We start from the raw sequence: 14,655 nt of genomic DNA on the forward strand, positions 1-14,655 counted from the left end.
TTTCTGCCGAATCCTTCAGTTAGTTGTACACGTAGAATCCTCGACCGGATTTTTTGCCTAGCCATCCCGCTTTTACGTATTTGCGAAGCAGCGGGCAAGGACGATATTTGGAATCGCCGAAGCCTTCGTGCAGCACCTCCATGATGTAGAGGCACGTATCAAGACCGATAAAGTCAGCCAACTGGAGCGGCCCCATCGGATGGTTCATGCCCAGCTTCATCACTTCGTCGATCGCTTCTGGCGTTGCCACGCCCTCATACACGCAATAGATCGCTTCGTTGAGCATCGGCATCAGCACCCGATTGGACACGAAGCCCGGGAAATCATTTACGCTTACTGGCACCTTGCCCATTTGCTTCGACAAATCTTCGGTCAGCTGGTATACCTCGTCTGCTGTTTGCAGCCCGCGAATAATTTCGACCAGCTTCATCACAGGTACAGGATTCATGAAATGCATCCCGATCACTTTTTCCGGCCGCTTCGTCACTGCGGCAATTTCGGTGATGGGAAGAGAGGACGTGTTGCTCGCCAAAATCGCATGCGGCGGACATACCTCATCCAGTTTGGAAAAGATCGCTGTTTTCACCGCCATATTTTCGGTGACAGCTTCTATAACAAAATCAGCATTCGCCGCGTCTGCCAAATCGGTCGACAGGACGAGCCGGGATAAGATCGCCTGTTTGTCGTCTTCGCTCAGCTTGCCTTTTTCCACGTTGCGCGACAAGTTTTTCGTGATCGTCGCCAGACCGCGCTCCACAAACGGCTGCTGCACGTCGTTTAAATAAACGCGAAAGCCTGCCTGTGCTGCTACCTGGGCAATGCCGCTGCCCATCTGTCCTGCTCCGATGACCATTATCGTTTGTACGTTCATGTAAAAGGCCCCCTACTCCACTTTAATCAGGATAGCGTCTCCCTGTGCGGCACCGCTGCAAATCGCCGCAATCCCTAGTCCGCCACCGCGTCTTTTCAACTCGTATGCGAGGTGCATGATAATTCGTGCTCCACTCGCTCCAATCGGGTGACCGAGCGCGATCGCTCCCCCGTTTACATTTACTTTCTCGTCGTCCCAACCGACGATTTTGCCGCTGGTCAAGGTCACGGCTGCAAACGCTTCGTTCACTTCAAACAAAGCGATTTCGTCCAGCGAAACCCCTGTTTTTTCGAGCAGCTTGTTGATGGCCAGCCCTGGTGTCGTTGCAATGTAAGGCGCTTCTGCTCCTACGTGCGCATGTCCGAGAATCGTAGCGAGCGGCTTGATGCCCAGCTCCTCGGCCTTGGCATCGGACATCAGCACCATCGCTGCTGCTCCGTCATTAATGCCAGGCGCGTTGCCTGCCGTAATCGTTCCGTCCTTTTTGTAGACTGGCGGCAGTTTCGCCAGACCTTCCCTGGTCGTATCCGGGCGTGGTCCTTCGTCTTTTGTCACTTGCAGCGGCTCCCCTTTTTTCTGAGGAATGGAGACGGCTACGATCTCCTCGTCAAAAAGTCCGTTCTCGACCGCTCTCGCCGTTCTCTGCTGGCTGCGCAGCGCCCAATCGTCCTGCGCTTCACGCGATATTCCGTACTCTTCAGCCACGTTGCTGCCGTGAACAGCCATCGGCACTTGATTAAACGGACAAGTGAGGCCATCGTACATCATGAGATCGCGCACAGTCGCATCTCCCATTCTCATGCCATCACGCGCCGCCGGAAGCGCATAAGGCGCATTGCTCATGCTCTCCATGCCGCCAGCAACGATAATCTCCCCGTCGCCTGCGCGAATGATCTGGTCGCCCATCGTGACAGCCCGCATCCCTGAGGCGCACACCTTGTTGATCGTCTCGCTCGCCACGTCCCATGGCAGTCCGGCCTTGCGCGCTGCCTGCCGGGAAGGAACCTGTCCTGCTCCCGCCTGAATGACCATGCCCATGATCACTTCGTCGACTTGATCGCCGGAAATACCAGAGCGCTCCAAAGCTTCCTTGATCACGATTGCACCGAGGTCTACCGCAGACAACGCTTTCAGGGAACCGCCAAACTTGCCAAACGGGGTACGTGCCGCCCCAACTATCACCGTTTTCATCGCATGCCCTCCATTCTTATGACCGAGCGTTCGTTCATTTTCTGCTATCTTCATTTTGCCGTCTTCAACCCGATTAGTCAATGAATTATTAGAAAAGTTGGGCTATGTTAAAGCTTCTGACGCCCGTGTTTGCTACCCTTATCCCGACGAAAAAAGAACAGCCTGACTTCTTTTCCTAATCAGGCTGTTCGGAGCTCCCAAAAGAACACTTCTCGTCTTCGTCGCTTGTCAGATCGCGTCCGCCAAAATCTCCGCCACATCGCGCGTTTTGACGTCGTCTTCTTTTTCCTTGGTTTTGATTCCGTCGTTCATCATGGTCAAGCAGTACGGGCAGGCGCTGGCAATCGCGGTCGGGTTGACCTCCAATGCTTGCTCGGTACGCGCCACGTTGACACGCGAGCCTTCATGCTCCTCCATCCACATGAGGCCGCCGCCTGCTCCACAGCACATGCTGTCACAGCCGCTGCGCTTCATTTCCACCACTTCGACGCCAGGGATTGCTTCCAAGATGACACGCGGCTTGTCGTAAATCTCGTTGTAGCGGCCCAAATAGCAGGAATCGTGATACGTAATCCGCTCCTTGACTGCCTTCGTCGGTTTCAGGCGGCCTTCGTTCACCCACTGGGCGAGCAGCTCGGAATGGTGGTACACTTCCGCGGTCAATCCAAACTCCGGATATTCATTTTTGAACGTGTTGTACGCGTGCGGGTCGCAGGTGACGATCTTCTTCACTTCGTAGCCTTCGAACAACGCGATGTTTTCCTGTGCCAGCTGCTGGAACAAAAATTCGTTTCCGATGCGGCGCGCCGTATCTCCCGAGTTCTTTTCCTCATTCCCCAGGATGGCGAACTTGACGCCCGCTTCGTGCATGAGCTTCACAAAAGCATGCGAGATTTTTTGGCTGCGCAGATCAAACGAGCCCATGGAGCCGACCCAGAACAAATATTCAAATTCCTCGACCTGCTTGACGGTTGGCACCTCGTATTGACCATTCAGACCTTCAATCCATTTCATCCGGTCCTTACGGTTGATTCCCCAAGGGTTGCCCTGGCGCTCGATATTGTTCAGGGCGCGCTGCGCTTCGGCTGGCATGCTTCCTTCGGTCATCACGAGATAGCGGCGCATGTCGATGATTTTATCCACGTGCTCGTTCATCACCGGACATTGGTCTTCACAGTTGCGACAGGTTGTACAAGCCCACAGCTCCTGCTCGGTAATGACATCGCCAATCAGGTTTTTCTCGTAAATGGACGTCGCGCCCTCGGCTGTGGCTGCCACTTCCGAAGCTTGCACAGCGATCTGGTTGGCAGTCGTTTGCGAAAAAGCAAAGCTTGGCATCCACGGCGTACGAGATGTCACAGCGGCTCCCTTTTCCGTCAGATGGTCGCGCATTTTCGTAATCAAGTCCATCGGCGAGAGCATTTTTCCGGTTCCCGCTGCCGGGCACATATTCGTACAGCGCCCGCACTCTACACAGGCGTACAAGTCGATCAGCTGTGTTTGCGTGAAGTCTTCGATCTTGCCCACGCCGAATACTTCCTGTGTCTCGTCCTCGAAGTTGATGCTCGACAGCTTTCCTGGCGGATCGAGCTTTTTGAACCAGACGTTAACCGGAGCAAACAGCAAGTGAGCGTGTTTGGACTGCGGCACGTAGACGGCAAAGCCCAACAAAATGATCAGATGCGCCCACCAGAAAATATAAAAGAGAACCGCTCCGCCCGTACTTCCTACTCCGATGGCGGAAAAGGCCATTGCCAAGACGGAGGAGATCGGAGCAAAGCCAGATGCTTCATGCCCGAGCCAAATTTGCTCAAAAGCCAGGGAGAGCAATACAGTCGCCATCAGAGAGGAGATCAGCAGCAGGACAATCCCTGACTTGAAGCCGCGCTTCAGCCGTTTCAACTTCTCGATATAGCGACGGTAAAAAGCGTATCCGACAGCAGCCAAAATCAGAAAAGTGGTGATTTCCTGCATGAGCGAAAAGTATTTGTGAGCGCTGCCAAAAGGTAGCTCGAAGCCTGTCGATAGCCCTTTGATCACCAGCTCGATCGCGCCGAATTGCAGCGTGATGAATCCGTAGAACATCACGACGTGCATAATCCCGCTTTTCTTGTCCTTCAACAGCTTCTTGTGGAAAATGACGTTGTCCAGCATCAGGTTGATGCGTGCGCCAAAGTCATTTTTCACATCCGGCTTTTTGCCCAGCTTGATGAACAAATATCTGCTGTACACAACATGTCCGGCCAGATACAGCCCGTAAGCGAGCACCAGGAAAAAAGCGATCAGATTGATAAGTGCCAGCATGTTTCTACTCCCCCACTTTCACGAGTTGTCTTTACTTTCTATCTTATCAGAATCGAAAAGAAAAATGAATGACTATTCAGTCTGTAAGTTTGATTTTTTCAAACAATGCAATAATACTGACTGAACGTTCGCTCATATTACTGTAATCCGATCTTATCACAGAAGCGGGAAATGAACCATCCTGCAAATAAAATTGGCAATATTCTCACCCTCACGCTCACGAAAAAGAAACAGCTGCCCGTTCAATCAGGCAGCTGCTAACACTTTGTTTTTCACGTTTATTTGCCGGACGCTTCTTTTGCTTCTGCAGGCGTCTGTTCTTTTTTCGCTTTTTGCTCCAGACGCACATCTGCCAGCGACTTGACTTTGGTGGCCTTGATGCGCTTGTTGCGCGGCAGATCGGTCGGCTCCAGGTTGTCGACTTCATCCTGCATGAGGGCCGCGATACCGACAGCTTTGCCTTTTGCCGCTGTGCAGTATTCGCAATTTTCCTCGTCATGCTCATGGTAGGTCTTAGGCTCCGGATACGATGTGATTACGCCTTCGAAGTTGCGCAGCACCACTTTATCGGACGCTTGCGAAATAATGTAGTTCGGGCTGACCGGGATTTTTCCGCCACCGTGCGGAGCGTCCACCACAAAGGTAGGGACAGCATAGCCGGAGGTATGGCCGCGCAGGTGTTCAATAATTTCAATCCCTTTGCTGACAGGAGCGCGGAAGTGGCCGATTCCTTCAGACAGGTCGCACTGATAGATGTAGTACGGACGGACGCGAATTTTGACCAGGTCTTGCACCAGCTTTTTCATCGTGTTGGCACAGTCGTTGATTCCCGCGAGAATCACAGCCTGGTTGCCCAGCGGAACGCCCGCATTTGCCAGCATTTCGCAAGCTTGCTTCGCTTCCGGTGTAATTTCTTTTGGATGGTTGAAGTGCGTATTCAGCCATACCGGATGATACTTTTTCAGGATGTTGCACAGGTTTTCCGTGATGCGCTGCGGGAATACGACTGGCGCGCGGGTTCCGATACGGATGATTTCTACGTGCGGAATGTCGCGCAAGCTGCTGATGATGTATTCCAGAACGCGGTCGTTGATCAACAGGCCGTCTCCGCCAGAGAGAAGCACGTCACGCACTTCCGGTCTGCTGCGGATGTAATCGATACAGGCGTCGAGCTGTTTCTTCGGCACGCCCATGCCGATCTGGCCGGAGAAGCGGCGACGCGTGCAATAGCGGCAATACATGGAGCACTGGTTCGTCACAAGGAAGAGCACGCGGTCTGGATAACGGTGAGTCAAACCGGGAACAGGAGAATCTGTATCCTCATGCAACGGGTCTTCCATGTCGTACTTTGTGCGAACCATTTCGGAAGACAGCGGAACGGATTGCATGCGCACCGGATCTTTTGGATCATCGACGTCCATCAACGAAGCGTAGTACGGCGTAATATTCAAAGGAATGGTTTGCGTGGAAATACGCACGCCCTCTTCCTCTTCCGGCGTCAGGTTGATTACTTGCTTCAAATCATCTACCGTTTTAATGGTGTGGGTCAGCTGCCACATCCAGTCATTCCATTTTTCTTCCGGAACATCCTTCCAAAGTTCAATCGAACGCCAGTCACGTCTTGTCGCTACTGTCATCTGTGTCACATCTCCTCTCGTCTGTAGTGAACCATCATGCGTTTCACTCGACCAAGTAAAGATGCAAGGGTCGTGCCAATCAAATCAAAAAATTTAGAAAATAGGAAATAGAGCGTTTTGTAAGCGTTTCTTTCCCTTTAAACCAATGAAAGCGCTGCCGAAATTTCGGCATTCAACAGGGCGGGATCATTCGTTGCGAAAGCTTGTATTGCAGCGTTTGCCTTGGGATGCCCAAAAGCTTCGCTGCCCGCAGTACATTGCCATCCGTCTGTTTCAGCGCGTCCCCGATGATCCGCTCTTCCAATTCCCGCAGAATCTCGGGCAGCGTACAGCCTTCCCTGTCCGCAAGCAACGAGATTGGGATTGACTCAGGCGTTGAAGGGCTTTGCAGCATATCCGGCTGCACTCGCTCCAGCATATGCGCTGGCAAATGCTCCATCATGATCATGTCATCCTCCACCATGTTCATCGCTGCCTCCACCACATGCTCCAGTTCCCTGACGTTCCCCGGCCAGTCGTAGCGCGCGAAAAGCTGGGCCACTTCCGGGCTAATGCCGCGCACGTTCATGCCGAACACCCGGTTGAACTTGGCCAAAAAATGCTCGACCAGCAAGTCGACATCTTCTCTGCGCTCGCGCAACGGCGGCAAGGAAAAGGAGACGACGTTGATCCGGTAATACAGGTCGGTTCGCATCAAACCTCGCTCGACAAGCAGCTGCGGAGCTTCGTTGACAGCAGCAATCACCCGCACATCCACTTTGACCGACTGACTGCCGCCGATCCGCCTGATTTGCCCATCCTGCAGCACGCGCAGCATTTTTGCCTGCAAATCGAGCGGCATGCTGTTCAGTTCATCCAAAAACAGCGTTCCGCCATCCGCCAGCTCAAACAGTCCCGGCCGATCGTCTGCCCCTGTGAAGCTGCCTTTCACCGTGCCAAACAGCAGGCTTTCCAGCAATGACGCTGGCAGCGCCGCACAGTTTTGCGCGATAAACGGCTTGCTGCTGCGCAGTGACGCGTGGTGAATCGATTGCACAAACAGCTCCTTGCCAGTTCCCGTCTCGCCGTAAATCAGCACGGGTGAAGTCGTGCGCGCGGCCTTTTTCGCCCGTTCCTTCAAGTGCTTCATCTGCTCGCTCTTGGTCAAAATGTCTTCGAAGTGGAAAGCAACCTCATCCGCACCCCGTTTGGCGCGCTTTGGCTTGCTGATTTTCGCCTGCAAGTCAACCAACCGCTCCGACAGCTCTTTCAGCTTGCCGATATCTTTTGCGACCTCAACCGCTCCGACCAGCCTTTTGCCTACTCGGACCGGGAGCGTCGTGTTGATCGTCTCTACGCGCATTCCTTTCCAGTTTTTGTACGTCTGTGTCTGATCGTAGATGGCTTCTCCGTTCTCAATGACACGCAGCAGCGTGCTCGAATGCCGATCGAGCGAAGGAAACACCTCCAATAAAGGCTTCCCCAGCACCTCTTCTGGCGTCAATCCGTCCAGTCTTGCCGCGACGTGGTTGTAGAAAATCGTGATTCCTTCCGCATCGACCACATGAATCCCTTCATCAATGGCCCCCAGTATTGCCTGCAACATTTCTACCGTATCAGACAACGGCATGCTGGCCTCCACCCCTTTCAACCTTGCTGCCAAAAAACCATCACTATGCCGAAAATTCGGCAAAATCAACATCATCCTATCGATTTCGCGCTACTTGTACCGAGAGCATGACGGTGTAAAGCAAATGTCCACATATCCATATGCAAAATGCTGTCCACGTTATCGGAACTTTGCTCAAGAGACTAAACGGCAAGAAGGCGACTGCAAATCCAAGCATCCAGTACAGCAAATAACGGGTCCTTTTGCCGCGATCTTCACGAGGGTAAAAATACATCAGAAAAAAAGCAATGATCACACTGATCAAAAGATGGAGCAAAAGCTCCGCGATTGACGGCAAGTTTTCCATGCCCGGGACATAACTGACGTCGATCAGTACAGGAAACGTACTGGTGTCGAACAAGCCGTCTCCCAGCGCGAGAAAAGCTGCCAAACCCAGACCGGCAATAAGGCCATTCACGAGTACGAACATGCTTGAACCCTCCTTCCAACTCCTGCCGCGAGTTCCTTCTATTGTACGTGCAAAAAACCGCCCTTGCAAAGAGCGGCTTATTTTCCTAACTCCATTTTCAGTTCGTGCTCGCCAGCGTACTGCTCGTTCATCCACGTTTGGTAAAAAATTTCCACCTGTACCGGGGCGTCTTCCGCATAGCGGATACGCAGCTTGCTCGTATGTGTCTCCATGGCGAACGGCCCGTACGGACTCTGGTAAGTGGAATGCGTGCTTGCCCCTTTTTCAAAGTGCTGTCTCGTCGAAACGCCACCCTGGCGCACCAGCGTAACAGCGCTGTCCGTCAGTTTGAGGGTTGTACTGACTTCTCCCGCGCCTTCCAGCTGTTCCTTATATGTCAAATACCAGGCAGATGCTTTTTGCACAAGCTTTCCTTTGTACTCATGCGTCGTTTCATCCCATTCTCCGTCGACGCGATGTCTGGCTGACAGCTTCAATTGTACTTCTTCCATGACACTCTCCACACTCCACGATTTCTGCTTGCTTGTCGGACAATCATCCATTCATTTTACGATCATCCTTCTTGACTTGCAACCGCTGCCTGGTCCTTTGCGTCCGCCAAAAGGAAGCGCATGGTCGCGGCAACACCAACCGCCGCGAGCAAAAGCAATCCCGCCAGGACAAGGTAGCCCATGCCTGCTCCTGTGTAGTCAATCATGACTGTAAACACGCCGATCAGCACCAAACGCATCATCATGCCGAGCGAGTTGAAAAAGCTCATTACCCGCCCCATAAACTGTTTCGGGATCACGGTCATGTAGAGAGATTGGCGGATGAGGCGAACAGAGGCATTGCTCCAGCCGTAAAACATATAAGCTCCGATCAAAGCCCAGCCGTACGGCAAAGCCACCATGACGACGATCATGACAGCGAACAGCAACGTGTTTGCCACCATCGCAGCCAGCTGCCCCATTTTGCGTACGACCACAGAGACGAGTATACCTGCCGCTACCGCTCCCAAAGCATAGGCCATCTCCCCGAACGAGAAGACCGAGACATCTGCTTGCAAAGTTTGGCTGACGTAAACAGGCTTCAGCAAATTGCTCGCCATCACAGCGATAAATGGCATCAAGGCACATATACCGAAGACGAGAAAACCCTTTTTCTCCTTGATGTAGCTCCAGCTTTGCCCGAACTGGCTGATCCACGATACGCCCTGGCTCAGCTTGGCCTCGCCTTCCAATGTAAACGTATATTTCATCGTGGAAAGCAGACAAAATGCAAACAAGTACGTCAGAGCATTGAACAAAACGACAGTGGAAAGTCCGAATTTGCCCAGCAACAGCCCGGAAAACGCACCTGCGAGAACGGACGCCGTCTGTCCCTCGATTTCCAGCAAACTGTTAATGTCGTTGTAATGTTTCGGTTTGAACGTCTCCTGAACCAAGGCCGATTGGGCCGGATAATGAATCTGGTACATGAAGGTGGTAACCAAGTAAATCGTGATCAGCATCCATTCCTGATACTCTCCGAAAAAGCCCCAGACAGCCAAAACTCCCAACACGCCAAAACCGATCAAGTTTTCAACGAGCAGCATTTTTTTGCGGGAATAACGATCAATCAGCGTCCCGATATAAGGCCCGATAAAAAACATCAACACAGCCGAGACGAACATGGTCGAACCCAACAGCTGGGCCGAACCTGTGGTTTCCACTAGATACCAGGCAATCCCGATCATCGTCATGCCTTGACCGAAGCCGGAAAAAAGATTGGAGAAAAACAGCTTGCGAAACTCAGCATGCGCAAAAACTTCTCTCATGGATAACAACTCCCTCGATAATGCTTCGGCAACTTTTTATTCTCTATGCCAATTTTATCTAATTTTATAAACTTAGTAAATAAAAATGTTTTTAAAGTGCAAATGAATGTCCTGCTCCTGCTCAGGGAGTGTCTTACACGTTACGTTACGCGACGCGCGAAAATTTTCTGCATCCATTCAGGTTCAGATAAGAAAAGGTGCGAGCAACGCCATACAAAAGCCTCCGGTACTTTGTGAGTTCCGGAGGCTTGTCGTTGTATCGATTATTTTACAAAGCTGAGCAGCAACTCGCGCACGATTTTGGATGCCACGATTTGCGTCATCTCGCTATGGTCGTACACAGGAGCCACTTCCACCAGGTCGCAGCCAATCACATTGGCGCCATTTTGCGCCATGAAGTGAATCGTGTCCAGCAGCTCGCGGGAAGTGATGCCGCCTGCTTCTGTTGTGCCTGTGCCAGGTGCGTGCGCAGGGTCGAGAACATCGATGTCGATGCTCAGATAGATCGGACGGTTGCCGATCGTCGGCAGCACTTGCTTCACAGGCTCCAGAACATCGTACTTGTACAGGTGCATGTTTTCTTTTGCCCACTCAAACTCTTCTCTCATTCCGCTGCGAATCCCGAACGAGTAGACGTTTTTGCCGCCAATTAGGTTGCACACCTTTTTGATTGGCGTGGAGTGGGAATACTGGTATCCTTCGTAGTTGTCGCGCAGGTCGGTATGCGCGTCAAAGTGGAATACCACCATGTCCTTGTACTTTTCGTATACAGCTTGGAATACCGGCCAGGAAACGAGATGCTCGCCGCCCAGTCCCAGAGGGAATTTGCCGTCTTCCAACACTTTTGCCACGAAGGTGCGAATCGCATCAAGGCTGCCTTCCACGTTGCCAAAAGGAAGCGGAATATCGCCAGCATCAAAATACTTGATGTCTTCGAGCAGTCTGTCCAAATACGGGCTGTACTCTTCCAGACCGATCGATACTTCGCGAATGCGGGCAGGGCCGAAACGGGAACCTGGGCGGAAGCTGACCGTCCAGTCCATCGGCATGCCGTAAATGACTGCTTGGCTTTCTTCATAGCTTCCGTGGCTGCGGATGAAGACATTGCCGGAATATGCTTCGTCAAAACGCATAAAGGTTGTCCTCCTCCGATTAGTCGCGGGTCAGCTCAGCCACAAAGTTAGGCAGTTTGAAAGCAGCGTGGTGAACTTCCGCATTGTAGTATTTGGTGCCCAGGTCTTTGATTTTTGCAGGATCTACTTCCAGCGGATCATGTTGTTTGGAAGCGATGGTGAAGCTCCACAGACCGGATGGATAAGTAGGGATGCTGCAAGTGTACAGACGGGTTACCGGGAAGATCGATTTCAGGTCTTTGAACACGCGCTTGATCAGATCGCGGTTGAACCATGGAGATTCTGTTTGCGCAACCATGATGCCGTCTGGTTTCAACGCATCGTGAATGCCTTGGTAGAAGCCTTTTTCAAACAGACCTACCGCTGGGCCAACTGGCTCTGTAGAGTCAACCATGATCACATCGTATTCGCCTTTGTGGTCATGAATATGTTTGATGCCATCGATTACTTGCACATCGACACGCGGGTTACCTGTCAGTGCGCTCGCAATTTCCGGGAAATATTTTTTGCAGGATTCAATTACGCCACCGTCGATTTCAGCCAGAACTGCTTTTTCCACAGCTGCATGCTTCACGATCTCACGGATTGCCCCACCGTCGCCGCCACCGACAACCAGAACCTTTTTCGGGTTTGGATGCGTATTGAGAGCGATGTGAGAAATCATTTCGTGGTATACAAACTCATCGACATCGGTGGTCATAACCATGCCATCGAGTACTAACATGCGACCAAACTGCTTGGTAGTAATGACATCGATTTGTTGAAACTTGGATTTCTCACTGTATAGGGTATCAGTAATTTTCGTTGTTATCCCGTGATTTTCCGTTTGTTTTTCGGTGTACCACAATTCCATATTCATGGTTATGTAACCTCCTTCAATTAACCGCATGAAAATACAATATAACAAGAAAATTATAGTAGCTGCCAATCAAAAAGCAAGTTTTTTTTCTGGACAGGCCAAAAACCCGTCCTCGCGCTCGTTTTTCATGCGACAGGCAAGTTTATCCAGTACACAGCTGACCCATACTAGAAGTATCATTTGTGTCCCTTAGTATGTCCCGTTTTTTGTGGAAACGTCGCGCTGTTTTTTTATGTCAGAGGACGTGGCTGCTTTTGCTGCTCAGAGCGGATTTTGCGAAAAAACTCGGCAAGGGTTATGGCGGTGGAGGTGTCGTTTTCGCTTGTCAAACAGCTATTTCGTTTCTGTGAAAAGACGCGATGGGGGCTTGACGGCAGATGTGGCGCTTTCGCTTGTCAAACAGCTATCTTGTTTCTGTGAAAAGACGCGGCGGGGGCTTGACGGCAGATGTGGCGCTTTCGCTTGTCAAACAACCGTCCCCGTTTCTGTGAAAAGACGCGATGGGGGCTTGACGGCAGATGTGGCGCTTTCGCTTGTCAAACAACCGTCCCCGTTTCTGCGAAAAACGTCTTTTGGGACGTAAAACGCTTGCGACCAACGCTTTTCTCCTCCAAAGAGCGGGGAGACTGTCACGACTATTTTGTTCGTTCAAACAATAGAAAGGAGGAGAGGCAAAATGGAAGTCATTCGTGAGCCTTCCCTGTTGCGTTATCTTCGCTGGGCCAAGAAATTTGTAAAATTTTCCATACTCAGCCTTTTATGCTTATCTTTTGCCATCTTGCTCTTGATCTTGTACTTGCGCTCGCAACCGCTTCCTGAAACATTCGTCAAGCAGACGACAACGATTTACGCAGCTACCGGAGATGTGCTGGACACGATGCACCGGGGGGAAAATCGCATTTCTGTGCCCATTCAGGAAATATCGCCTGCCCTCATCAACGCAACGATCGCGATCGAGGATCGTTCATTTCGGGAGCATTACGGCTTTGACTGGAAACGGCTGGCCATGGCTGCCTACGTCGATGTGATCAACATGGACATGCGCCAAGGAGCCAGTACGATTACCCAGCAGCTGGCACGAAATCTGTATTTAAGCCTGGATAAAACATGGGAGCGAAAAATCAAGGAAGCCTTGCTCGCGATTCAACTGGAGCTGAATTACAGCAAAGATGAAATTTTGGAAATGTACATGAACCAGATTTACTATGGTCATTCTGCCTACGGAGTTCAGGCTGCCGCCCAAACGTATTTCGGCAAGGACGCCAAAAACTTGTCTCTGGCGGAAAGCGCCATGCTGGCCGGGATTCCCAAAGGACCGACCTATTACTCTCCTTTCGTTGATTTTGAGCGGGCAAAATCGCGGCAGAAGCTGATTCTCGAAGCCATGGAACGCGATGGCATGCTCACGGCAAAAGAAGTAGAAACGGCTTATGCCGAACCAATCAAGCTGAAGGAGCGCGCCACAGAAAACGTAGCCGAACAAGCGCCTTACTTCCGTGATTACATCGCGAGTCTGGTCAAAAACAAGTACGGCATCGACGAAGAAAAATTCATCCATGGCGGTTTGAAAATCCACACCACGCTTGATCCGGTGATGCAAAAAAAGGCAGAGGAAATCATCGCTTCCACACTGCCGAAAGACAATCCGAATTTGCAGATCGCCTTGGTCGCCATGGACCCTGCTACCGGGTACATCAAAGCAATGGTAGGCGGACGCGACTATAAAACAAGCCAGTACAATCGCGTGCTGGGCAAAAGACAGCCCGGCTCCTCCTTCAAACCGATCATGTATTTGGCGGCCTTGCAAAACGGCTACACGCCGCTGACGATGATGAAAAGCGAGCCGACGGTCTTCACCTATGACCATAACAAGCAATATATCCCGAGCAATTTCGGCGGACGATATGCGAACGCGATGATCAACATGCGCGATGCGATCAAGACTTCTGACAACATTTACGCGGTCAAAACGATTGATTTTCTCAGCCCGCAAAAAGTCGTCGAGCAGGCGAAAAGCTTGGGGATCAGCAGTCCTTTGCAAGCTGTGCCTTCTCTCGCCCTCGGCACTTCCCCCGTCTCACCTCTGGAGTTGAATGCAGCCTACGCGGCCATCGTCAACAAAGGAGAAGCGGTTGAGCCAATCGCGATTACATCGATTGAAGACAGCGAAGGAAACGTTTTGGTGCAAGAAACTACGCAGAAAACACGGGTGGCTGATCCTGTCGCCTCTGCTCTGTTGGTGAATATGATGCAAGGCGTGTTTGAACGCGGCGGAACCGGATTCCGCGTCGCCAATGAATTGAATCGGCCAGTTGCCGGAAAGACGGGGTCGACCGACTATGACGCTTGGCTAAGCGGTTTTACCCCTCAGTTAGTCTCCACGGTGTGGGTAGGCTACGACAAAAATCAAAAGGTGGACGATGTAAAGGAAGGGTATTTGTCCAAAAAAGTGTGGGCGAGCTTTATGGAGAGCGCACTGAAAGGCCAGCCTCCCGCCCTCTTCGATATGCCCGCCGGAGTGGTTTCCGTCTACATCGATCCAGCGTCAGGAAAGTTGGCTACCGAACATTGCCCGACTCCACAGCTGTTTTACTTTTCCAGTGGCACGGAGCCGCAAGATTACTGCACAGATCATCTGCCTCCCAACCAAACACCTACGCCGCTGCCTGCGCCCGACTCTTCGACGTTCTGGCAACGGATGGGCAGCTGGTGGAAGCCGGATCAATAACGATAACGAAAAAAGGACGCGCTCGCAAAGAGTACGTCCTTTTTTTGTTTCATCAT

General features: G+C 51.7%; 11 protein-coding genes. 1 reads left to right on the forward strand and 10 read right to left on the reverse strand.

From position 1 onward, the window contains the following. Positions 1-19: 19 nt before the first annotated feature. The 10 genes from NST23_RS26415 to speE all read right to left on the reverse strand — a co-directional run bounded on the left by NST23_RS26415 (position 20) and on the right by speE (position 11,865). Positions 20-871 (reverse strand): 3-hydroxybutyryl-CoA dehydrogenase, encoded by an 852-nt coding sequence (locus NST23_RS26415; RefSeq protein WP_063228954.1) that lies wholly within the window; start codon positions 869-871, stop codon positions 20-22. Positions 872-883: 12 nt separating this feature from the next. Then, positions 884-2,062, reverse strand: a complete 1,179-nt coding sequence (locus NST23_RS26420; protein WP_340964934.1) for an acetyl-CoA C-acetyltransferase — start codon at positions 2,060-2,062, stop codon at positions 884-886. A 228-nt stretch (positions 2,063-2,290) separates the two neighbouring features. Then, the gene (locus NST23_RS26425) at positions 2,291-4,366 is read right to left on the reverse strand and encodes a heterodisulfide reductase-related iron-sulfur binding cluster (RefSeq protein ID WP_274874485.1); all 2,076 of its coding nucleotides are present in this window, start codon (positions 4,364-4,366) and stop codon (positions 2,291-2,293) included. 278 nt (positions 4,367-4,644) lie between these two features. Then, positions 4,645-6,003: a lysine 2,3-aminomutase gene (gene ablA, locus NST23_RS26430; RefSeq protein WP_122962561.1), complete on the reverse strand. Its 1,359-nt coding sequence runs from the start codon at positions 6,001-6,003 to the stop codon at positions 4,645-4,647. 172 nt (positions 6,004-6,175) lie between these two features. Next, positions 6,176-7,612, reverse strand: coding sequence for a sigma-54 interaction domain-containing protein (locus NST23_RS26435; RefSeq protein WP_340964937.1), 1,437 nt, complete (start codon positions 7,610-7,612; stop codon positions 6,176-6,178). Positions 7,613-7,688: 76 nt separating this feature from the next. Next, positions 7,689-8,081: a hypothetical protein gene (locus tag NST23_RS26440; RefSeq protein ID WP_122962560.1), complete on the reverse strand. Its 393-nt coding sequence runs from the start codon at positions 8,079-8,081 to the stop codon at positions 7,689-7,691. A gap of 77 nt (positions 8,082-8,158) precedes the next feature. After that, a complete protein-coding gene (locus NST23_RS26445) occupies positions 8,159-8,572 on the reverse strand; it encodes a DUF1934 domain-containing protein (RefSeq protein WP_122962559.1) in 414 nt (137 codons plus the stop codon). A 62-nt stretch (positions 8,573-8,634) separates the two neighbouring features. Further along, a complete protein-coding gene (locus tag NST23_RS26450) occupies positions 8,635-9,879 on the reverse strand; it encodes an MFS transporter (RefSeq protein ID WP_340964939.1) in 1,245 nt (414 codons plus the stop codon). A gap of 263 nt (positions 9,880-10,142) precedes the next feature. Further along, entirely contained in the window at positions 10,143-11,012 is an 870-nt protein-coding gene (gene speB / locus NST23_RS26455; protein WP_122962557.1) for an agmatinase, read from the reverse strand. A gap of 19 nt (positions 11,013-11,031) precedes the next feature. After that, positions 11,032-11,865 carry a polyamine aminopropyltransferase gene (gene speE / locus NST23_RS26460; RefSeq protein ID WP_340965217.1) on the reverse strand — a complete coding sequence of 278 codons (834 nt, stop codon included), beginning with the start codon at positions 11,863-11,865 and terminating at the stop codon, positions 11,032-11,034. A 682-nt stretch (positions 11,866-12,547) separates the two neighbouring features. Here speE and NST23_RS26465 point away from each other — a divergent pair. After that, positions 12,548-14,599: a transglycosylase domain-containing protein gene (locus NST23_RS26465; RefSeq protein ID WP_340964942.1), complete on the forward strand. Its 2,052-nt coding sequence runs from the start codon at positions 12,548-12,550 to the stop codon at positions 14,597-14,599. Positions 14,600-14,655: the final 56 nt, after the last annotated feature.

This window comes from Brevibacillus sp. FSL K6-0770, from assembly GCF_038000275.1.
Taxonomy (GTDB): domain Bacteria; phylum Bacillota; class Bacilli; order Brevibacillales; family Brevibacillaceae; genus Brevibacillus; species Brevibacillus parabrevis.